Origin of the sequence: Rhodococcus sp. IEGM 1241 (assembly GCF_033142365.1) — a bacterium.
Lineage (GTDB): Bacteria > Actinomycetota > Actinomycetes > Mycobacteriales > Mycobacteriaceae > Rhodococcus_F > Rhodococcus_F erythropolis.
In genome coordinates this window covers 58826-79283 of the sequence record NZ_JAWLSE010000002.1, presented here as the reverse complement: position 1 = coordinate 79283, position 20458 = coordinate 58826, and the positions used below count along the sequence as shown (strand labels likewise).

Annotated in this window: 19 protein-coding genes and 1 riboswitch; of the genes, 13 read left to right on the top strand and 6 right to left on the bottom strand. The window is 63.7% G+C overall.

Features of this window, described 5'->3' with window-relative positions:
• Positions 1-2: 2 nt before the first annotated feature.
• Positions 3-278 carry an Lrp/AsnC family transcriptional regulator gene (locus R4P70_RS09965; protein WP_003941677.1) on the bottom strand — a complete coding sequence of 92 codons (276 nt, stop codon included), beginning with the start codon at positions 276-278 and terminating at the stop codon, positions 3-5.
• Between the two features lie 78 nt (positions 279-356).
• Entirely contained in the window at positions 357-2117 is a 1761-nt protein-coding gene (locus R4P70_RS09960) for a DEDD exonuclease domain-containing protein (protein ID WP_019748905.1), read from the bottom strand.
• Positions 2118-2638: 521 nt separating this feature from the next.
• A riboswitch (cyclic di-AMP (ydaO/yuaA leader) is annotated at positions 2639-2817 on the top strand.
• A 14-nt stretch (positions 2818-2831) separates the two neighbouring features.
• On the opposite strand from R4P70_RS09960, the gene R4P70_RS09955 reads away from it, so the two are divergent.
• The 4 genes from R4P70_RS09955 (at position 2832) to R4P70_RS09940 (ending at position 7434) form a co-directional block, all read left to right on the top strand.
• Complete coding sequence (locus R4P70_RS09955) at positions 2832-3389, top strand: C40 family peptidase (protein ID WP_019748904.1); 558 nt, start codon at positions 2832-2834, stop codon at positions 3387-3389.
• A gap of 324 nt (positions 3390-3713) precedes the next feature.
• Positions 3714-4766 (top strand): C40 family peptidase, encoded by a 1053-nt coding sequence (locus R4P70_RS09950; protein ID WP_020969878.1) that lies wholly within the window; start codon positions 3714-3716, stop codon positions 4764-4766.
• A 74-nt stretch (positions 4767-4840) separates the two neighbouring features.
• Positions 4841-6199: a hypothetical protein gene (locus R4P70_RS09945; protein WP_020908096.1), complete on the top strand. Its 1359-nt coding sequence runs from the start codon at positions 4841-4843 to the stop codon at positions 6197-6199.
• Positions 6200-6306: 107 nt separating this feature from the next.
• Positions 6307-7434 (top strand): glycosyltransferase family 4 protein, encoded by a 1128-nt coding sequence (locus R4P70_RS09940; RefSeq protein ID WP_020908095.1) that lies wholly within the window; start codon positions 6307-6309, stop codon positions 7432-7434.
• Between the two features lie 82 nt (positions 7435-7516).
• Here the strand turns inward: R4P70_RS09940 and R4P70_RS09935 are convergent, their stop codons facing one another.
• Positions 7517-9328: an AMP-dependent synthetase/ligase gene (locus R4P70_RS09935; protein ID WP_070386503.1), complete on the bottom strand. Its 1812-nt coding sequence runs from the start codon at positions 9326-9328 to the stop codon at positions 7517-7519.
• Positions 9329-9487: 159 nt separating this feature from the next.
• Here R4P70_RS09935 and R4P70_RS09930 point away from each other — a divergent pair, with 159 nt between their 5' ends.
• The 8 genes from R4P70_RS09930 to R4P70_RS09895 all read left to right on the top strand — a co-directional run bounded on the left by R4P70_RS09930 (position 9488) and on the right by R4P70_RS09895 (position 16136).
• Complete coding sequence (locus R4P70_RS09930) at positions 9488-9874, top strand: hypothetical protein (RefSeq protein WP_019748899.1); 387 nt, start codon at positions 9488-9490, stop codon at positions 9872-9874.
• A 63-nt stretch (positions 9875-9937) separates the two neighbouring features.
• Positions 9938-10375 (top strand): SRPBCC family protein, encoded by a 438-nt coding sequence (locus R4P70_RS09925; protein ID WP_019748898.1) that lies wholly within the window; start codon positions 9938-9940, stop codon positions 10373-10375.
• The gene (locus tag R4P70_RS09920; protein ID WP_211917673.1) at positions 10376-11644 is read left to right on the top strand and encodes an ArsA family ATPase; all 1269 of its coding nucleotides are present in this window, start codon (positions 10376-10378) and stop codon (positions 11642-11644) included.
• Complete coding sequence (locus R4P70_RS09915) at positions 11641-12036, top strand: hypothetical protein (protein ID WP_019748896.1); 396 nt, start codon at positions 11641-11643, stop codon at positions 12034-12036. The genes R4P70_RS09920 and R4P70_RS09915 overlap by 4 nt, the downstream gene beginning before the upstream one ends.
• 124 nt (positions 12037-12160) lie before the next feature.
• A complete protein-coding gene (locus R4P70_RS09910; RefSeq protein WP_020969875.1) occupies positions 12161-13201 on the top strand; it encodes an ROK family protein in 1041 nt (346 codons plus the stop codon).
• 94 nt (positions 13202-13295) lie between these two features.
• Positions 13296-14102, top strand: coding sequence for a lysophospholipid acyltransferase family protein (locus R4P70_RS09905; RefSeq protein WP_020969874.1), 807 nt, complete (start codon positions 13296-13298; stop codon positions 14100-14102).
• Between the two features lie 66 nt (positions 14103-14168).
• Positions 14169-14660 (top strand): polyadenylate-specific 3'-exoribonuclease AS, encoded by a 492-nt coding sequence (locus R4P70_RS09900; RefSeq protein WP_003941683.1) that lies wholly within the window; start codon positions 14169-14171, stop codon positions 14658-14660.
• 90 nt (positions 14661-14750) lie between these two features.
• Positions 14751-16136 (top strand): class II 3-deoxy-7-phosphoheptulonate synthase, encoded by a 1386-nt coding sequence (locus R4P70_RS09895; RefSeq protein ID WP_317830754.1) that lies wholly within the window; start codon positions 14751-14753, stop codon positions 16134-16136.
• 83 nt (positions 16137-16219) lie between these two features.
• Here the strand turns inward: R4P70_RS09895 and R4P70_RS09890 are convergent, their stop codons facing one another.
• Together R4P70_RS09890 and pknB are read right to left on the bottom strand one after the other, a co-directional pair.
• Positions 16220-16648 (bottom strand): protein-tyrosine phosphatase family protein, encoded by a 429-nt coding sequence (locus tag R4P70_RS09890; RefSeq protein ID WP_021334100.1) that lies wholly within the window; start codon positions 16646-16648, stop codon positions 16220-16222.
• Between the two features lie 27 nt (positions 16649-16675).
• Complete coding sequence (gene pknB, locus R4P70_RS09885; RefSeq protein WP_024487850.1) at positions 16676-18739, bottom strand: Stk1 family PASTA domain-containing Ser/Thr kinase; 2064 nt, start codon at positions 18737-18739, stop codon at positions 16676-16678.
• Between the two features lie 378 nt (positions 18740-19117).
• Between pknB and R4P70_RS09880 the strand changes: the two genes are divergently transcribed.
• Positions 19118-19486: an Rv2175c family DNA-binding protein gene (locus tag R4P70_RS09880; protein WP_020969869.1), complete on the top strand. Its 369-nt coding sequence runs from the start codon at positions 19118-19120 to the stop codon at positions 19484-19486.
• A 20-nt stretch (positions 19487-19506) separates the two neighbouring features.
• Here R4P70_RS09880 and R4P70_RS09875 read toward each other — a convergent pair whose 3' ends face one another.
• Complete coding sequence (locus tag R4P70_RS09875) at positions 19507-20451, bottom strand: phytoene/squalene synthase family protein (protein WP_020908087.1); 945 nt, start codon at positions 20449-20451, stop codon at positions 19507-19509.
• Between the last annotated feature and the right edge of the window lie 7 nt (positions 20452-20458).

Below are 20458 nucleotides of genomic sequence, written 5' to 3'. Positions count from 1 at the left end.
AGCTACTCGCCCAGCGAGAAACCGGCCTCGACGTCTGCGCTGGAGAATGACTGGAAGGCGATGTGTGTGGCGGTTCGGAGAACGCCGGGCACCTTGTTGATTCCTCCGGTGACCACGTCGGCGATCTGGGCGTGGTCACGTACCTTCACGATGGCGATCAAGTCGACGTCACCTGCGCACGAGTAGACCTCCGTCACTCCGGACAGGTCGGCGACGGCCTGCGCGGTTTCCGGGATCCGAGCGGACTCGGCGTGAATCATGACGATGGCGTTGATCATTTCTCTCCTCGATTTCCCGGTGGGTTGTGATGACCCGGTGGTTTCGATCGAGCTTAGGGGTGCCGCTCCGTCGTTACGTCATCGATGTTCGGATTCGGTACCGGCCCGCGCGAGTCGGCACCAGGCTTCCCACTTGCCGGCGCCGCCCGCAGGTTCGACGTAGCCGGATGTCGCCGACACGATTCGGACACCGTCCGATGCGAGCCACCGTGCGATCAGGCCCAGTTCTTCGGGTGACGCGCCGCGGAACGGTGCGTCGTCCGGTAGGACGGTTTCGGCTGCCGCGGTGATGGCGTCGACGACGGGCATCGGGTGAGTTCCACGTCTGGCGAGCCCGGCGGACGCGAGACGTCCGGAACGGATCACCGACAGCTCCCAGCCGCCGTCCCCGGTGGGACGGGCGAGAATCAGTTGTTCGATCGCCGCGACTGCTGCAAGTCGCTGAGTGCGCCGCACTGCGGTAGAGACTGCGACCGTTCGGTCACGCAGACGAGCAGCATTCTCGAACAACGCGTGTTCGGACAGCTCGTCTATTCGCGCCTGCATTTGTTGGAGGGGAGCGTCGTTGGTTCCCCGGAAGAATCCACGCACAGTCTCAGGGGCGGCCGCGTAGTCCTGCGCAGTGAGTTCCGGTGCCCAGGAGGCGGGACACGCCCCCAGTTCGCGAGCGGGGCAGTCAGGGCCGTGAACGGCGCCGCGCCCGAGACGTTTGGTGCACGTGCGTAGGCGGCTGAACTCTGCGACGGTGTCGGCGACTTCGACTGCGTCGCCGCGAGAGGTGAACGGGCCGATCGAATCGGCCGTAGGCGTGCGAACCACGGACAGTCTGGGAAACGCCTCGTCGGTGAGAGTGATCCACCATCCTCTTTTGGGGAATTTGGAGCGACGGTTGTACGGGGGTGCATGCGCGCTCAGTAGTCGTAGTTCACGCACCCCTGCCTCGAGCGCATGGGCGCACTCGACGTGGTCCACACGGGTGGCGAGCGCGACCATTTCCTTCATCCGGCCGCGGGTCTCCGAACCGGTGAAGTAGTTGCGGACGCGGCGTCGAAGGTCGGTAGCAGTTCCTATATAGAGGGCTTCGTCCGAAGGGCCTCGGAAAAGGTAGACACCCGGGCTTCGCGGCAGGTTTGCGGCGAAGGACCGTTTGGCCCGCTGATGTGAGGAAATGTTGGGCAGGTAGTCGACGAGTTCGCTGTAACTGTGGACGCCTTGGTTCCCGACTCTGTCGATCAACCCGTGTAGGACGTCGACGGTCGCACGCGCGTCGTCGAGCGCGCGGTGCGTCGGTTGGGTGGTCACCTGGAAGAGATGGGCGAGTGCGGAGAGTTTGACCGAAGGCGCCTCGTCGCGGGTGAGCACGCGTCTGGCGAGCTTCACAGTGCACAGCACACGGAACGACGGCCACGGGCGTGCGCTGCGTGACGCCGCTGCTTTGAGGAAGCCGATGTCGAAGGGCGCGTTGTGTGCCACCAGCACCGCACCCTCGGCGAATTCGAGAAAAGCGGGTAGGACACGTTCAATGGGAGGTGCGCCGATCAGCATGGCGGTGGTGATTCCGGTCAGTTCGACGATGTACGGCGGAATCGATCGGCCGGGATCGACGAGTGTTGCCATTTCACCGAGCACTTCGCCACCGCGGATCTTGACGGCGCCGATCTCGGTGATGGAGTCCTGGTCGGCGCTTCCACCTGTGGTCTCGAGGTCGACGACGACAAACGTCGTTTCGCTCAGCGGTGTGTCCAGCTCGTCGAAGCTCAGTTGCCGCCCGACGTCGAACTTCTCCCCGTCGGAGAACGGGGACGGAGACGGAAATTCTCGGGCCGAGGCGGGACTCACACCGCAGACAGTAGAAGGACCCCCCGACACGAATTCGAGAGTGCATACGCGGAACCCGGCTCACTGCGACTTCCATTGGGAAAGCAACGGATTGACCCCCGACAAAAGTACGAGAGACGAGGATCACACTTGCGGTGAGAACTCGCGAATGCGGACTCCTACCTACTTACCGGTAGGGCGATTCGTGAGGGTGTTGCTACGGCGATCAGTTGCCGAAACCGCCTGATTGATCGAAACGGGTTCTAGTTTCAAGTAATCGGCGTTGAACTGCATGGAAGATCGGATTGTCGGGTTTGGTGACCCTTGCCAGTGGGTAGCAAGCGCAGGTTTGCGGGCCAGGTGAGCCTCGCCGAACAGACCTGTTGTTATCTCTTCGTGACCCGTCCGGCGTATCGCGGGCGCGGCAGCATGATTTCCGGCGAATCGGGCGCGATTGTCACGAAGCGGTCGACATCGTCGCGATCATTTCGTAACCTTCCTGAGACCTAACGAAGTCTTGCCGGACCAAACAGGACCGGCATCGTCAGGAACCGCCTAATCGGGATCTCCGCGAGGAACCCGAACCGGGAACCCAAGTTTCCACTGGGGTGAATCCCGCCTGGGGTGCAGCACGCATGATCGCTGCGGACCACGCGGGTAGGGCTGATCTTCCCAGCCCGAACCCGTCAGCTAACTCGGTCGGCGGATGAATGGAAGAAATGGAGCACCCCTTAAGTGGCGTCACAGAGTTTCAAGCGTTCAGCGCAGTTGGCAGTAGCCGGCGCGCTCGCTGTCGGAGCATTTGCTGCAACCGCTGCACCTGCCTCGGCAGACCCCATCACCATCCCCGGCGTCGGCACCTTCGAGGTTCCGGGCGTTTCTATTCCTCAGTTGCCGGTCATCCCGGGCATCACCGACATCGCACCGGCCGCTCCGGCCGCTCCCATCTCCAGTGTTGGTGAGCAGGCAGTTCGCGCCGCAGAGAGCAAGCTGGGCTCCCCGTACGTGTACGGCGCATCGGGCCCGGACGCATTCGACTGCTCCGGTCTGGTCCAGTGGGCATACAAGCAGGCTGGTCTGAACCTGCCTCGCACGAGCTACGACCAGGCCGCAGCCGGCGTTGCCGTTTCACAGTCCGATCTTCAGGTCGGCGACGTGATCTCCTTCTACGGCGGATCGCACTCGGGCATCTACGCCGGCAACGGCAATGTCATCCACGCGTCGACCGCTGGTCAGCCCGTGAAGCTCGCACCGGTGTCCTCGATGCCGTACGACGGTGCTCGCCGTTACTGATTTCTGAACACGCTCGACGGCTGTCTCCGGTAGACGGTCGGAACGATCCGCCGCTGCAAGGCGGCGGAGCTCGGGGGAGCTCCGGATCTTCGAATGTGGGCCTCGAATCTTTGATTCGAGGCCCACATTTTCGTTTCGCGACAATTCGCCCGGTACTTCATCCCGACACGCCTACCGGCGAGTAGACACAAACGTATGCCGTTCCGTAACCTTATCGAGACATTGCGCGGCCGAGACAGGTACTGTGGATAGTTGACAGCCAGCTAACAGATCGTCGACCGGTCCCGGTCGACGTCGCTTCACCGAGACGGAGAGTTGCATTCCGTGGTTTCATCGAAAAACAACAGTCGAGTACGCGCCGCATTGACAGTGGGAGTGCTGGCGTTCGGACTCGTCGCAGGGCCTTCGATGCAGGCCGGTGCCGACCCCGTCATCACCAACCCCACCGAGGCGCTCGACAAGCTCGGTGAACTCTCCCGGGTATCCGAGCAGACCAACGAAGCGCTGCACAACGCACAGATCGACCTCGACGCGAAGCTGGCGGTCGCGAATGATGCGGACGCGCGTTCGGCAGCCGATCAGGGTCTTCTCGACGCGGCTTCGGCACGTGTCGCCGAGTTCGCTCCGGCGGTAAACCGTATTGCCACAGCGAATTACCAGGGTGCGCGGACCAATCGCCTCTTTGCGTTGATGGTGAGCGACTCGCCGCAGCAGTTGCTCGATCAGATGTCCGCGCTGGACGTGATTTCCAACGACGCGGCAGTGCAGGTCTCACAGTTCAACCAAGCCACTGCCGAAGCGCGTGCCGCCTCGGAAGCATCGAAGCGTTCGGCCGAAGAAGCGCGGACCGCCGCCGATCAAGCCCGCGCACTCAGTGACGATTTGCAGCGCAAGCAGAGTGAACTGCAGACGCAGATCGCCGACGTGACCAAAGCTTTCCAGAGCCTCACCGACGACGAGCGTAACCAACTGAGCGGTACGCCATTCCCGCCGGACGTCGATCTCAGCAAAATTCTAGCTAACTTGACGCCTGGTTCGGGTGCTGCTGCTCTGCAGGCAGGCCTCACGCGGATCGGTGACCCGTATGTCTGGGGCGCGACCGGCCCGAACGAGTTCGACTGCTCAGGTCTGGTCGTATGGGCCTACAAGCAAATCGGGAAGACTCTGCCGCGTTCGAGCCAAGCGCAGGCGCAGGGCGGTGTACCGGTGTCGAGGGACCAGTTGCAGCCCGGTGACGTCGTGACTTTCTACAGCGACAACTCGCATGTCGGCATCTACGCCGGCGACGGAAACATTCTGCATGCGTCGACGTTCGGCGTACCGGTGAAGGTTCAGTCGATGGCAGGCATGGAGTTCTCCACTGCGCGTCGTTACTGACGGCTTGCTGCGCCCGAGCGGCGTGTGGCCAGCCGCCGTGAAGCGTCGAGTCGAGTTCTCCTACACTCGGCACCGTGCCGACTGAACCGATGACGACGCCCGACGTCGGCGCAGATCGACCACGCCGTTGGGAGTATCCAGCCCTCGTGGCGCTCGGCGTTGCCGTGGTGCTCGTTCTAGGTTTGACGATCTTCCTGACGAACAGGTCCGATTCCGACGAAAATGCGGCCAGTGAGCAGGACGCCGAACGCACCGCGCAGGTACAAGCATTTCTCGATGCATGGGCTGCGGCGCAGATGTCCGACGATCCCTCGGGGCTGGCGAAGTTCGTCGACAGTGCTGCGGCACCCGGTGTGCTCGAAGCGGAAGTTCGACGAGCCACCGCAGCGGGAGCGCTCGATTTCTCCGACTGGGGATACGAGATTCCCAGCGGCGGCCTGACACCGGCGCCGCGAACCGGTGCACCGGACGGAGACGTCGAGGTCTGGAATGCGCAGGTTCTGTTGCGATACGCCCTCGACGGCGTTGACGCATTGCCCACTCGCAAGGCAGTGTCCATGACGCTCGCGAAACGCGGCGATCAGTGGTCGGTTCTTGCGGACGGGTCGATCGTCGGACTGGACGGAGCCCGAACGGCGGGCGAATCCTGGAACGGCCCTTGGGACTTCGGCCCGCTGGCCGTCGCCGAAAATGCAGCGGGCAATGCACTCGTGATCGGTCACCCGGGTCAGCAGGCGTTCGTCGACGCTTTGGCGGCCGATGTGGACTCAGCCATCGAAAACACGACGCAGTTGTGGGGGCCGTGGTGGTCCGAGCGCGCGGTGCTCATGGTGGCGGGGTCCGCGGAGGAGTTCACCGCACTGGTCGGCTCCCATCACGACGGCGCTTCGATTGCCGCAGTGTCGGTCGCGGATGCAACGGCGGACGGGTCTTCCGACGTGAGCGGCCAGCGGGTGGTCTTCTCACCTGCCGCGGCTTCGAGGCTGACCGACATCACCAGGCGAACGGTGTTGCGCCACGAGCTCATGCACATAGCCGCCCGATCGAAAACCCGTGACGGGTCGCCGATGTGGGTGTTGGAAGGGTTCGCCGAATACGCGGGAAATCGTGGATCCTCGCGGGCATGGGGTGAGATCGCGCCGACTCTGGCAGCAGCGGTCCGCTCCGGCGATACTCCGACAGAGTTTCCGGACGACACACAGTTCGGCGGTGTCCCGGTCGTGAGTTCACTGGCGTACGAATCGGCGTGGTCTATCAACGCGTATATCGCTGATCGATTCGGCGAGGCGAAGCTGACCGACCTCTTTCGCGCCCTCGCCTCCGGAAAGATGACGGCCGAAGACCTCGACTCGCGGATCCGAGCGGTCCTCGGCGTCGGAACCGAGGAACTGCGAGTCGGCTGGGTCGACTGGACCAACAGCCATCTGGGCTGAGCAGTTCGCGGCTGGGTCAGTTGCAGCGGCGAGGTGAGCTTCGCAAGTCTCGAAGCACTGCGTGCCCTTGTCACGACTCCAAGCGCAGCGTGCCCTACGGTGGACGGATGCGCCGGACCCTCTTGGTGACCAACGATTTTCCTCCTCGCCCCGGAGGTATCCAGTCTTATCTCCACACGTTTGCCGGGCACCTGCCGGCGGACAAGTTGGTGGTGTACGCACCGCGGTGGCGGGGCGACTCGCACAAGAAGTTCGATGCGGCACAGCCTTTCGAGGTCGTTCGGCACCCGACGACACTGATGCTGCCGTCGCCCTTTGTCGCTCGTCGGGCCGCGAAGCTGGTCAAGAAGCACGACTGTGAGTCGGTGTGGTTCGGTGCGGCAGCGCCCTTGGCGTTGTTGGCGCCGGTTGTTCGACGCGCCGGAGCGAGCCGAGTGATCGCGAGTACTCACGGCCATGAGGTCGGGTGGTCGATGATTCCCGGTGCGCGGCAGTCGTTGCGTGTTATCGGCGATCACACGGATGCGGTGACGTTTGTCAGCAAATACACCCGTGGACGGTTCTCGGCGGCTTTCGGCCCGCAAGCGGCGCTCGAGCACCTTCCGTCCGGAGTGGACACGTCGGTGTTCCACCCGGACTCGGTCGCCCGCGCAGAACTGCGCAAGCGATACGGGCTGGGAGAGCGGCCCACGATCCTGTGCCTGTCGCGGCTCGTGCCACGCAAGGGGCAGGACATGCTCATCAAGGCGCTGCCGACCATTCGCAAGAGCGTCGACGGGGCGGTACTGGTGATAGTCGGCGGTGGACCGTACGAGGACCACCTCCGTCAATTGACACGTAAGACCGGGATGGACGATCACGTCGTCTTCACCGGCACGGTGCCCGCCGCAGAGTTGGCGGCTCACCACACGATTGCCGACGTGTTTGCCATGCCATGTCGCACGCGAGGCGCGGGATTGGATGTCGAAGGACTGGGAATCGTCTACCTCGAGGCCTCGGCGACCGGCGTTCCGGTCATCGCCGGCCGCAGTGGTGGCGCTCCGGAAACCGTGCAGCAGAACAAGACCGGGCTCGTAGTCGACGGCACCTCTGTTCGGGACGTCGCAGAATCCGTGATCGAGGTGCTGTCCGATCGTGATCGAGCGGCCGCGATGGGAGCAGCCGGCCGGGAGTGGGTTGCCGAAGACTGGAAGTGGGACACGCTCGCTTCGAAGCTGCGTAATCTGCTCGGCTGAGCCACCGGGACTCGAACGCAAACGGCCCGCACCGAATTCGGTGCGGGCCGTTCGTTGCTGCGAGAAGCTGCTTGCCGAAAACCTACTTGGCGTAGATCTTTTCGATGTCGGCGGCAAAGCTCTCGTGCACGACGTTGCGCTTGAGCTTCATCGTGGGCGTGAGTTCGCCTGTGTCCTCGGAGAAGTCGACCGGAAGAATGCGGAACTTCTTGATCGCCTCGGCGTGTGAGACGAGCTTGTTGGCCTCGTCGATGGCGTCCTGGATTTCACCGACCAGTTCGCCGTCCGAAACCAGGTCGGCAGCTGTGGTTCCCGCGGCCTTGTTGTTGCGCTCGTTCCAGGCGGGAAGTGCCTCGGCGTCGATGGTGATGAGAGCGCCGATGAAAGGCTTCTGGTCGCCGACCACGATGGCCTGGCTGATCAGGGGGTGTGCGCGAAGGGAATCTTCGAGCTGAGCGGGGGAGACGTTCTTGCCGCCTGCCGTGACGATGATCTCCTTCTTGCGACCGGTGATCGTGATGTAGCCGTCCTTGTCGACGGTGCCCAGGTCTCCGGTGTGGAACCAGCCGTTCTCGATCGACTCGGCGGTCGCCTTCTCGTTGCGCCAGTAGCCGGTGAAGACCACCGGTCCCGAGAGGAGGATTTCGCCGTCTTCGGCAATGCGAACGGAGTTGCCGGCCAACGGCTTTCCGACAGAGCCGACCTTCTGTGCGCCGATGGTGTTGACGGCGAACGCTGCGGTGGTCTCGGTCAGTCCGTAGCCCTCGTAGATCGTGACGCCGATACCGCGGAAGAAGTGGCCGAGTCGAGCGCCCAGGGGTGCACCACCGGAAATGGCCAGCTGGCACTGTCCACCGAGTGCAGCGCGCAGCTTCGAGTACACGAGCTTGTCGAAGAGGGCGTGCTTGGCCTTGAGAACGATGCCCGCGCCGCCCTTGTCCTGAGCCTCGCTCCACGCGACCGCGGTGTCTGCGGCCGCGTCGAAGATCTTGCCCTTGCCCTCACCGTGCGCCTTGGCGCGTGCGCTGTTGTAGACCTTCTCGAATACGCGCGGCACCGAGAGGATGAAGTCGGGCTTGAACTCGCCGAACGTCGGAACGAGGTTCGGGATGTCGCTCGTGTGTCCAAGCGCTGCACCGGCATCGAACGACGCGATGCTGACTGCGCGAGCGAGAACGTGCGCGAGCGGCAAGAACATCAGGGTGCGAACGCCGGGAGTCTTGAGCAGCGTCCCGAGGTTGGAGTCGAGGATGCCCTTCGACTCCGCAATGAGGTTGGAGTGCGTCAGCTGGCAGCCCTTGGGCCGGCCAGTGGTGCCCGAGGTGTAGATGAGGGTGGCGGGATCGGAGGCCTTCAGTGCAGCGACGCGGGCGTGGACGTCCTCGTCGGAGATGTCGGCGCCCAGTGCGGTCAATTCCTCGACGACACCCTTACCGGCTGCCGCGGCATCGATCTGGTAGACCGTGCGCAGCGCGGGTGCGGCTGCAGCGACGTCCTTCACGGTCGCGGCGTGAGTGTCGTTCTCGACGATGAGGTCGATTGCTTCGGAGTCCTCGAGAATCCAACGAACCTGCTCGGCTGCGGAGGTTTCGTAGATCGGAACCGTCACGCCACCGGCTGCCCAGATGGCGTAGTCGACGAGCGGCCATTCGAAACGCGTCGCCGACATGAGGCCGACGCGGTCGCCCTGCTTGACGCCGATCGCGATGAGGCCCTTGGCGACTGCAGTCACCTGGGCGGCGAAATCGCCTGCAGTGACATCGACCCATGCATTTCCGACTTTGCGCTTGTAGACAACCGCCGCCGGCTTCGTCTTCGCGAAGGCGAAGACCGAGTCGACCGCGGAGGCATCCTCGGGAATGGTGAACGTCTGGGGTGCGCTGAACTCAGGCACGAAATACCTCCGACACTGCGAAATACTGACGAGTAGGGTTTTCGTCTCCTACTGTAGTCGCATGTCCGACGCAGTTGTGGCCAGGCTTACAGTCTGTCCGGTATGTAGTGGTGCGACACCCCGCGACGCTTCGCCGACGCGATATGTGAAGCTACTTCGGTGAGCAGCATTCAGGTCGCAGACCAGACTTTCATCGCCGCCCCGCCCGAGCGGGTCGCCGAACTGTTGTCCTCGCGCGCGCGGTGGCGTCGCTGGTTCAGTGATCTTGCGCTCGAAGTCCGGGAAGATCGCGGTCCCGCAGGATTCCGTTGGGGAGTGTCCGGTCAGCTGGTCGGCACCATGGAGGTGTGGCTCGAACCGGTCATGGACGGGACGATCGCGCACTACTTCCTGCACTGTGAACCGGTCGGCGTATCACCGTCGGATCTGGCGAACCTCGACCTCGCCGGGATGAACCGAAAGCGTCGGGTCGACGGCAAGGTCATGTCCTTCCAGCTCAAGCGCGAACTCGAAGCAGGACGTGCCGCCGGGGTAGCACCGGACTGATAATCGAAGTAGTGCTCGTTGTGCAGGTTCTGGACTTTTGACGAAGGAAGGTAGCGCAGTCGTATGGCCGAGAAGACCAAGGGGTTGATCAGCATCGACGCCCCTGCCGACGCCGTGATGGACGTCATCGCCGATTTCGCGCAGTACCCCGAATGGGTGGCCGCGGCGAAGTCCGTCGAGGTGACGGCACCGGGGCAGGGCGGCCGCGCGGACCGAGTGCGTTTTGTCCTCGACGCGGGGATGGTGAAGGACACCTACGAACTGCAGTATTCGTGGGCGCCTGACGGGATGGCAGTGAGCTGGGAGCTGATCTCGGGTGAGATCCAGAAGTCCCAATTCGGTTCGTACACACTCGAGCCCGGCCCGAACGGCACCACCTCTGTCACCTACGAGTTGACGGTCGACCTGACGATTCCGATGATCGGTCTCTTCAAGCGCAAGGCCGAGAAGATCATTACCGACACAGCTCTGAAAGAACTGAAGAAGCGAGTCGAGGGCTGAGTGCCGGAGCAACGATCTCGCGTCCAACTGTTCGTCGGTAAAGGCGGAGCAGGCACGACGACGCTTGCCTCGGCGACGGCTGTGTCGGCTGCGTCCGACGGGGCACGAGTGCTTTTGGTGTCGATCGATCAGGCAGGTTCTCTCGCGGATGTCGTGGGCGTGCCGGCGCTGCGAACGACTACACCTCTCGCCGAGCGCCTCGACGTCCGGCAACTCGACACTTCCGAGCTCCTCGAGGAAAAGTTCCGAGGACTGTCGGGATTGATCGATGCTGCAGGAAATTTCGGAGCGGGAGATCACGAACACGGTTCGTCGTTCGAGGGGTTGGAACCGGAAGAGTTGACGGGATCCCTGGGGATCCAAGACATACTCGGACTCTCCGAGATCGTCGATATCTCGAGCAGCGGTGACTACGACCTCGTGATCGTGGACTGTCCGGCCGCAGCCGAAGCACTGCGGATCCTCGGGTCGCCGTCGATGGTGTCGGAGTATCTCGAGCGATTGTGGCCGCGGCACAGGCGGATGGTCGCCGTGACGGGCTCGGACATGCGAGTGTTGCTACTCGTGTCCGTCATCGAACGCGTGCTCGCGTCGGTGGATCGAATCGCCGTTCACCTCTCGGATCGGGAGAACACCAGCGTGCGCGTTGTGACGTCGGCCGATGGCGTGTCGGCCGCGGCGACTCGCCGGACGCTGTCCGGTCTGGCTCTGGCCGGATTGCGAGTCGACGGGATTATGGTCAACAACATTGTCCCGCAGTTCAACTCGTCGGCCGGGAAGGGTGTCGACGATTCGCCGGCGGCGCAGTGGCTCGCTTCGATCAGGGCGTCACAGGCACTCGTCGTCGACGAATTGCGTGGATCGACTGATGGAATGTCCGTCACAACGGTCGAGCGCGCCTGCGCCGAACCGGTAGGGTTGGCGGCTCTGGGCGAGATCGCGGCCACGTTCGAGGGTGGAACGGGCACGGATTCGGACACCGTCGACACAATCGACGCTGTCGACACCGCGGACAACATCGTGGTGTCGTTGGAGTCGGGGGCCGGAGTCGATTCGGTGTACGTGATGCGGATGTACCTTCCGCTCGTGGATCCGTCGTCGTTGTCGTTGGGCCGGGTGGAGGACGATGTGCTGGTGGGAGCAGACGGCGTACGACGCAGAGTTCGTTTGGCGTCGGTGCTGCGTCGTTGTGTCGTGAACGGGGCGGAGTTGGACGGCAGTTACCTGATCATCCGGTTCAGCCCGGATCCCGCGGTGTGGCCAGTATGAGCGAAGAGCACGAGCGCCTTGTCGCGGAATTTCGCGCGCTGGCGGATACCGTTCTGACGCGCCTGGAACCGGTCTTGCAAAAGGCTGCAGCAGCGACGGCCGACGTTGCGGGTGACTCGGCGTCAGCGGACACGCAGCCGGTGTTCACCGGCTGCAGCTGGTGCCCGGTGTGCGCTCTCGCTGCACTGGTTCGCGGTGAGCACCACGAACTACTGGCGTTTCTCGCGGGTCACGCAGCCGCGTTCCTCGCATTGCTTCGCGAGATTCTCGACGAGTTTCTCGGGGGGCCGTCCGGCCCGGATCGCGGACCGGACAGCGGAGCGACGACGCCAGGTGCCGAGCGAACTCGAACGGCGGCATTTGTCCCGATCAACGTGACGGTCAAGGACTGACTTAGTACCCCGGGTAGAGCTGACGGCCCGAGATGAGCACAATCGACACAATGGTCACCGACGCACGAGGCACCGATACAGGGTGCGCACTCCAGCGGGCGCCGCTCGCGCGGGAATTGGCGCGATGAGCGCGCGCCGCTTGAAAGCGGTCTCCGACTCCACCATGGACGACATCTTGACGGTCGGCATCGACGTCGGCGGAACGAGCATCAGGGCCTCCGTCGTGGACGTCGACGGACAAGTGCTCGAGATGATTCAAGCCCCGACCCCGCAGTCCGCACGCGCTCTCGAAGACGGCCTCGATCGCGTCGTACGCGAACTGGTCACCCGGCACGAGGTGTCTGCCGTGGGGTTGGCGGTCGCCGGCTTCATCACCTCCGATCGAAGCTCGGTTCGGTTCGCGCCGCACTTGCCGTGGGTGGACGCGCCGGTGGGCAGTGACTTGAGTAAGCGGCTCGGATTGCCGGTCGTTCTCGAGCACGACGCCAATGCAGCGGCGTTCGCGGAGCACCGATTCGGCGCGGCCGCAGGTGGCCGCAATGTCGTGATGGTGGCAATCGGGACCGGAATCGGCGGTGCGCTGCTGATCAACGGTGAGCTGTACCGGGGCAGTCACGGCGTCGCCCCCGAACTCGGCCACATCCAGGTCGTGCCAGGCGGGCGTCAGTGTGCGTGTGGCAAGCGTGGGTGTTGGGAGCGCTATTGCAGCGGAACGGCGCTCGTGGACACGGCAATCGAACTGCTGGCCGCCGACCCGGCTGCGTCGACGGTTCTGGCGCGCGAAGTAGCGGTGGATCCGGGTTCCCTCACCGGTCGCCGGATCGCCAACGCCGCGCAGGACGGTGACCCACTCGCTCTGGCAACCATTGCCGAGTTCACACGTTGGCTGGCCGTCGGATTGGCGATGGTCGGGGACGTCTACGATCCCGATCTGGTCGTGATCGCAGGCGGCGTCGCGAGTTCTGCCCCACTGTTTCTCGACGACGCCCGTGAGCAGTACGCGACATTGTTGACCGGCGCGAAGCACCGCCCACTGGCACGAATCCGTTCGGCTCAACTCGGCGAAGCTGCGGGCATGGTGGGCGCCGCCGCATTGGCGCGTTCGGTAGTGCCTCAGGATCTCGGTGGGGTCGACGGCGCTGGAACCACGTCTGCCGGACTGTGATCGGGTCGATCCTCCAGGGGCGTGTGTAGCGGGGGTTACCGGTCGGCAGTAAGGTCGTACTCAGCGAAATTCAGCTGTGAATGGGAGGGACGCCGTGTGGTATTGGCTCTTCAAGTATGTGTTGCTGGGGCCGATTCTCTGGCTGCTCGGGCGTCCGACGGTCAAAGGTCACGAGAACATTCCGACTGACGGCGCGGCCATTCTGGCCAGCAATCACCAGGCGGTTCTGGACTCGTTCTACCTTCCGCTTCGCGTCAACCGCCGTATCACCTTCCTTGCCAAGAGCGAGTACTTCACCGGTTCCGGCCTGAAGGGCGCTTTCCAGAAGTGGTTCTTCACCGCGGTCGGACAGGTCCCCATCGACCGAACCGGCGCGGACGCGGCGCAGGATGCGCTCAACGCCGGTCTCAAGGTTCTCGGTTCGGGCAGTCTGCTGGGTATCTACCCCGAAGGAACGCGTTCGCCTGACGGTCGTCTCTACAAGGGCAAGACCGGAATGGCGCGCCTCGCGCTCGAATCGGGCGTCAAGGTGATCCCGGTTGCGATGGTCGGTACCGACAAGATGAATCCGATCGGCTCACGGATGTGGCGCCCCGCGAAGGTCACCGTGATCGTCGGTGAACCCATCGATTTCTCCCGCTTCGAAGGCATGGGCGGAAACCGCTTCGTCGAGCGGGCTGTGACCGACGAAGTGATGTACAAGCTGATGAAACTCTCCGGTCAGGAGTACGTGGACATCTACGCGGCGAGCCTCAAGAACCAGGCGCCCACGAAACCCGAAGCTGCCGTCGATGTTCCGGCGGAAGGCGGCGAGTCGGTTGTTGATCTCGTGGTCTCGGCCGAGTCGAAGGAGTCCGCGAAGACCGACAAGGATTCGCTCCCGGACGCACAGGCCAGCTAGAGATTTCCCACACCTGCCGCACGCGCATTGGCTCCAGAGCCTGCGCGTGCGGCATAGTTTTCGGACGTGCGCTACTTCTACGACTGTGAATTCATCGAAGACGGTCGAACCATCGATCTCGTGTCCATCGGCGTTGTCTGCGAGGACGGCCGAGAGTATTACGCGGTCTCGACGGAGTTCGATCCCGCCCGTGCCGGTAGTTGGGTGCGCAAGAACGTGCTGCCGAAGTTGCCGCAGCCTTCGTCGCCGCTGTGGAAATCACGCGAGAAGATCCGCGACGATCTTCTGAAATTCTTCGTTCCGCGGCCGATGGTCGTTCCGGAGCTCTGGGCGTGGGTAGCCGCATACGACCACGTCGCGCTGTGCCAGTTGTGGGGCGATATGACCGAACTACCGCAGTCGATGCCGCGGTACACCCGCGAACTCCGACAGTTCTGGGAAGACAACGGCAGTCCTGCCCTCCCGTCAGCGCCCGCCGACGCACACGACGCACTTGCCGACGCCAGGCACAACCTCGTGAAGTTCGACGCGATTTCGGCAGCACGTTCACTTCGCTGACTCAGGTTTCGGTGCGCGAGAAGTGTCCCGATTGGGCTGCGATCGAGAGCCTGTGTGACGCGCCGACGGGCGAGCGAATATCCTGTAGAGGTGAACTGGACTGTCGACGTGCCGATCGACCGCTTGCCCGAACTCCCGCCGCTGCCTGCCGGACTGCGTAAGCAGCTCGACGAGGCACTCGCGAAGCCCGCTGCTCAGCAGCCCTCGTGGCCCGCTGACCAGGCGGGCGCCATGCGGACTGTGCTCGAGAGCGTGCCTCCCATCACGGTGGCCAGCGAGGTCGAGGCGCTGCAAGAGCGTCTCGCGCAGGTCGCGCGTGGTGAAGCATTCCTGCTCCAGGGCGGTGACTGCGCCGAGACATTTGCGGACAACACCGAGCCGCACATCAAGGGAAACATTCGCACGTTGCTGCAGATGGCCGTCGTGCTCACCTACGGTTCCTCGATGCCGGTCGTCAAGGTTGCTCGCATCGCCGGCCAGTACGCCAAGCCGCGTTCTGCCGACATCGACTCGCTGGGGCTCAAGTCGTACCGCGGCGACATGATCAATTCGCTCGTCGCCGACGAGGCAGTCCGTGCGCACGATCCTTCGCGTCTGGTGCGCGCATACGCCAACGCCAGCGCCGCGATGAACCTGGTTCGCGCGCTCACCGGCGCCGGTATGGCCGATTTGCACAAGGTGCACGACTGGAACCGCGAGTTCGTCGCAGCTTCGCCGGCGGGCGCACGCTACGAGCAACTGGCAGCCGAGATCGACCGCGGCCTGCAGTTCATGAACGCGTGTGGCGTCACCGATCCGAGCCTGCACCAGGCACAGATCTTTGCCAGCCACGAGGCCCTGGTTTTGGACTACGAGCGCGCGATGCTGCGTCTCGACAACGACAGCGACCACCCCAAGCTCTACGACCTGTCGGCCCACTTCCTCTGGATCGGTGACCGCACCCGTCAGCTCGACGGCGCGCACATCGCCTTCGCCGAGTTGGTCTCCAACCCGATCGGCCTCAAGATCGGTCCGAGCACCACGCCGGAAATGGCGGTGGAATATGTCGAGCGTCTCGACCCCACCAACAAGCCGGGTCGGCTGACTCTGATCTCGCGCATGGGCAACGGCAAGGTCCGCGACCTGCTGCCGGCGATCATCGAGAAGGTCCAGGCCACCGGCCACCAGGTCATCTGGCAGTGCGATCCGATGCACGGCAACACCCACGAAGCCTCCACCGGGTACAAGACGCGCCACTTCGATCGCATCGTCGACGAGGTTCAGGGCTTCTTCGAGGTCCACAACGGCCTCGGCACGCATCCGGGTGGAATCCATGTCGAGCTGACCGGTGAGAACGTCACCGAGTGCCTCGGCGGCGCGCAGGACATCTCCGATCTCGATCTCGGTGGTCGCTACGAGACGGCGTGCGACCCCCGATTGAACACCCAACAGTCGTTGGAGCTCGCGTTCCTCGTGGCCGAGATGCTGCGAGGCTGAAACCCTGCTTCGCCGAAGCTGATTCGCACGGGCACTGATTTTCGGCAAACGCCCTCACCCGCTCGCGCAGGTGGGGGCGTTCGCTATGTCGTGAATCGTGTGACGAATCGGCGCTGCCAGGGCATTTCGACGGCGCGAGGTGAGTAGCGTGCGCGAACGTACGCGGTGGCGTCCTTACTCGGCACTCCGTCCATAATGGCAAGAGCGGCCAAAGCTGTTCCGGTGCGGCCGAATCCGCCACCGCACGCGATCTCGACTCTTTCGGTTTCCGAACGCACCCACACTTCGTGCAAGGCGCTGCGCAGCGCGTCGGGATCGCTCGGCAACCAGAAATCTCGCCAGCGGACCCACACCGAATCCCACTCGGTGGCGGGAGGTTCTTTACCGGTCAGGTAGACACCGAAGGTGGGGAGAGGCCCGGAAGGAAGTGGATTGCGGAGTCCTCGACCCCGAATCGATCTCCCCGACGGCAAGTCGAGTATCCCTATGCTCTCGGGTTCCCACGTGGCCATGAATTCAGACTAGGCCGAAGCGGACTGTCAGGGAATTGCGACGACGCTGATGTCGGTGCCCTTGGCAACGAGGTCGTTCTTGACGCTCTGGCTGATGATGACCGAGCTGTCGTTCTGGGTGAGCTGACGCACGGTGATCTCGAGGCCGAGGCGGCCGAGTTCTTCGCGTGCTGAGGAGACGGAGCGGCCGATCAGCGAGGGAACCTTGACGGAGTCGGAGATGAGGAGAACAACGGAGGTGCCGGCGTTGACGGAGGACCCGACTGCGGGATCTGTGCCGATCACGCTACCGCCCTCGACGGCGTCGTCGAACGTTGTTCTGGTGGTGCTGACGGAGATACCTACCTTGTCGAGGGCGGCGCGCGCAGCGTTCTCGGACATGCCCTTCACATCGGGAATGTCAACGGGCGGTGACCCTTTGGACGTGATGACCTTGACCGAGGAGCCCACGGCAACCTCGGTTCCCGGCGCCGGGTCGAGCGCCGCCACGCCGCCGATCGGGATCTTGGAGCTGAATGTGTCCCCGCCGTCGACCGCGACGAGAGTGCGGTCGGCGAGTTGTGCGCCCAGGGCCGAGACGTCGCCGCCGGCCGGAATGGGCGGAACAGTCGGACGCCCGAGCGAAGTCAGCAGCGCGACGGTCGAGCCTTTGGTAACCCTGGAGCCGGAGGCCGGGTCTGTCCCGATCACCGTGTCGATGGGTTGGGCGTCGGAGTACTGACCCTGGACCTCGGGGGAGAGCCCGGCGTCCTGCAGAGCGGTGACCGCAGTGTCCTTGGTCAGCCCGTCGATCGAGGGAACAGCTGTATAGCGGCCCGAGCCCATCCACCATCCGCCGAAGCCCAACGCAAGCGCGAGGACCGCGATGACGAGCAGCCAGATCAGGGTGGCTCGTCGAGACTTGCGTCGTGCTTCGACAAAATGAGCGTGCGGATCGTCAGGTCCCAGTTGGTCGTCGCCGAAATCGGAACCGTCGTCGAAATCCGAGTCGCCGTCGACCGTCGCCGGACGAGCAGTTTGTGCGGTGACCGCGCGAGTGTGCTGAATGCCACCGGGGGGAGGAGAGCCCGTGCCGAGCGCCGTGGTGGCTGCCGCAGCCGGGGCCACGCCGGACGCCAATACCGTCGTGGCACCAGGGTTCGGGCGCGCAGCAGAGTTCGGGTGTACATCCGTCGGGGGCGCAGGCGCCGGTTGTGGCCGAGCCGGGGCAACCTGCGCGCTCTGGTGCTGGGCGCTTCGACGCGGAGCCGGAACGCGGTATGACGGAAGTTCCAGTTGTTCGCTCACACTGCGAAGTGCAGCTGCCATCTCACCAGCGTCGGCGAAACGATGTGCCGGCTCGCGGTGAGTGGCTTCGGCAACCAGGCGATCGAACTGCGCCGGTACACCGGGGATGCGTGAACCGGGGCGCGGGACATCGTCGTGGATGCGTTGGTAGGCGATGGAGAGTGACGTATCACCGGTGAACGGTGTTGTACCGGTGAGAAGTTCGAACATCAACACGCCGGTCGAATAGACGTCGCTTCGAGTGTCGGCAATTCCTGACGTCACCTGTTCCGGCGACAGATAGGCTGCGGTGCCGAGGATCACGCTGTTGGAGGTGGTGGTTGCTGCCGCGGCTGCACGCACCAATCCGAAGTCGGCGATCTTCACTTCGCCGGTGTCCGAGATCAAGATGTTCTCGGGTTTGACGTCACGGTGAACCAGTCCCGCTCGATGCGCCACCGCCAACGCGTCCAGGACAGGTGCCACGACTGCAGCGACGGCGTGAGGCGGCATCGGTCCGCGCTCACGAAGGAGTTCGCGCAAAGTTCCACCGTCGACGAGTTCCATCACGAGGAACACGTGATTGCGATCGCTGCCCTGGTCGTAGACGGCCACAAGGGACGGATGCTTGAGTCTGGCCACGGCCCGGGCCTCGAACTCGAAACGAGTCAGGAACGCTGGATCGCCGGCAAATTGCGGGTCCATCACCTTGATCGCGACAGGTCGATCCAACCGTGTATCGAGGCCTCGATACACGGTCGACATACCGCCGCGCGCGATCGGTGCGTCCACTCGATAGCGGCGCTCGAGCATTTCGCCGATCAACCCTCGACCTCCGTAATGACTATTCCTCCGTGCTTGCGATCTGTGTGGTTGTGCTCTGTGTGGTTGTGCTCTGTGTGGTTGTGCTCTGGGCGGTAGCTGTCAGCATGTAAGTAGTGGCCCCCGCCGTACGGGCGCCGATTCGCGGTCACCACGAAATCCCGGTTCACGAAATCCCGGTTCACGAAATCCCGGTTCACGAAATCCCGGTTCGCGAAATCTCGGTTACTGATACGCCGCATCCCGTCCATCGTAGCCAGCGATACCGACGCGGAAGTCTCGAGAACGTCACAGAGCGCTGTGACCCAAGCGGAGCGGCGGTTTCGAGCACTGCAGCGGGCGGTACACAGCGGGCTCGCCGGACCGGATAAACTTCTCGCGGTGAGCGCGATTCCTTATTGTGATGATGTCCTGGATTCTTCGGTTTCCCTGTTCCAGCTGGTGGATGTGGCGAAGAACGTCGGGTTGCCGGTGAGCAAGGTTCACCAGTTGCTTCGCGATCACAAGATCATCGCAGTCAAGCGGCATGGCGTTCTCGGTGTCCCCGAAGTGTTCTTCGGCGAGGACGGCCAGATCGTCAAGTGGTTGCCCGGTCTGCTGGCGGTGCTGCACGACGGCGGCTACACCGATATCGAAATCCTCCGCTGGTTGTTCCTGGCCGACGATTCCCTGCCGGGGCGCCCGGTGGACGCACTGCATGGTGATCTCGCGCGTGAGGTCATCCGCCGCGCACAGGCCATGGCTTTCTGAGATGCCGGCCTTCTGACAACTCACCTCATGCGGTTTTTCGCCGCGTAGGTTGCCGACCGGACCAGACCCGGCGCAGCGACTCGAAGTCGCGTGCGTCCGGGAACGGACACTCGTCGATGCAGTATCCGGAAGTCGGCGCGCTCGACCTGGTCGAGAATTGCTCCGTACAACACGAAAGCCGTGCGGATCGACGGCTGGACCCGCCGATCGAGCATCGGGATGCCGGATTCGGCAGACCGATACCGCCCCCGCGTCACGGCAATGAAGTGTGCCAGCGCGCGCTTGACCCGAACGTCCACCGTTCCGGTTCTGCGCCCGTGCTCGAGCATCTCGATGTCGACCCCGAATGCAGCGAACTCGCCCGCCGGGAGATACAGACGTCCCCGGTCGAGGTCTTCACCCACGTCGCGGATGAAGTTGGTCAGCTGAAACGCCTCACCGAGATTCGACGCGGGCACTACAGCTTCCTGCTGCGGAACGCTCACTCCGAGAATCGGGAGCATCTGCAAACCGATGACGACGGCGGAGCCGTACATGTACTCGCTGAGTTCGTCCATCGTGTTGTAGACGGGTCGAAACTTCGCCGTGTCGGGGGCGTCCATCCGCATGGACTCGAAGAAGGCGTCGAAGTATGCACGCGGAATGTCGAACGTCTTCACAGCATCGGCGAAGGCAGGGAGTACGCGTGTGAGGTCGAGGGGAACCGTCGACGGGAAGCCACCTGTCGCAGTGGGGTTGTCGAGTGCGGTGACGGCTGCACGTTCGACGTCGGCAAGCACCGTGCCTCGTTCATGCGGACCCGAGGGTTCGTCCACGACGTCGTCGACGACGCGAGCAAATGCGTAGAGAGCGTGAACTGCGCGGCGTCGAGGCTCGGGCAGCAACCGAGTGGCCAGAAAGTACGTTCGGCCGTGTTCCCTCGTCACGTCCTCGCAGAATTCATAGGACGCAGACAATGCGTTCATGACACGC

Coding starts and splice junctions, on each gene's coding strand:
- R4P70_RS09965 (WP_003941677.1), bottom strand. CDS start 278: ATGATCAACGCCATCGTCATGATTCACGCCGAGTCCGCTCGGATCCCG.
- R4P70_RS09940 (WP_020908095.1), top strand. CDS start 6,307: ATGCGCCGGACCCTCTTGGTGACCAACGATTTTCCTCCTCGCCCCGGA.
- R4P70_RS09925 (WP_019748898.1), top strand. CDS start 9,938: ATGGCCGAGAAGACCAAGGGGTTGATCAGCATCGACGCCCCTGCCGAC.
- R4P70_RS09915 (WP_019748896.1), top strand. CDS start 11,641: ATGAGCGAAGAGCACGAGCGCCTTGTCGCGGAATTTCGCGCGCTGGCG.
- R4P70_RS09910 (WP_020969875.1), top strand. CDS start 12,161: ATGAGCGCGCGCCGCTTGAAAGCGGTCTCCGACTCCACCATGGACGAC.
- R4P70_RS09890 (WP_021334100.1), bottom strand. CDS start 16,648: ATGGCCACGTGGGAACCCGAGAGCATAGGGATACTCGACTTGCCGTCG.
- R4P70_RS09875 (WP_020908087.1), bottom strand. CDS start 20,451: ATGAACGCATTGTCTGCGTCCTATGAATTCTGCGAGGACGTGACGAGG.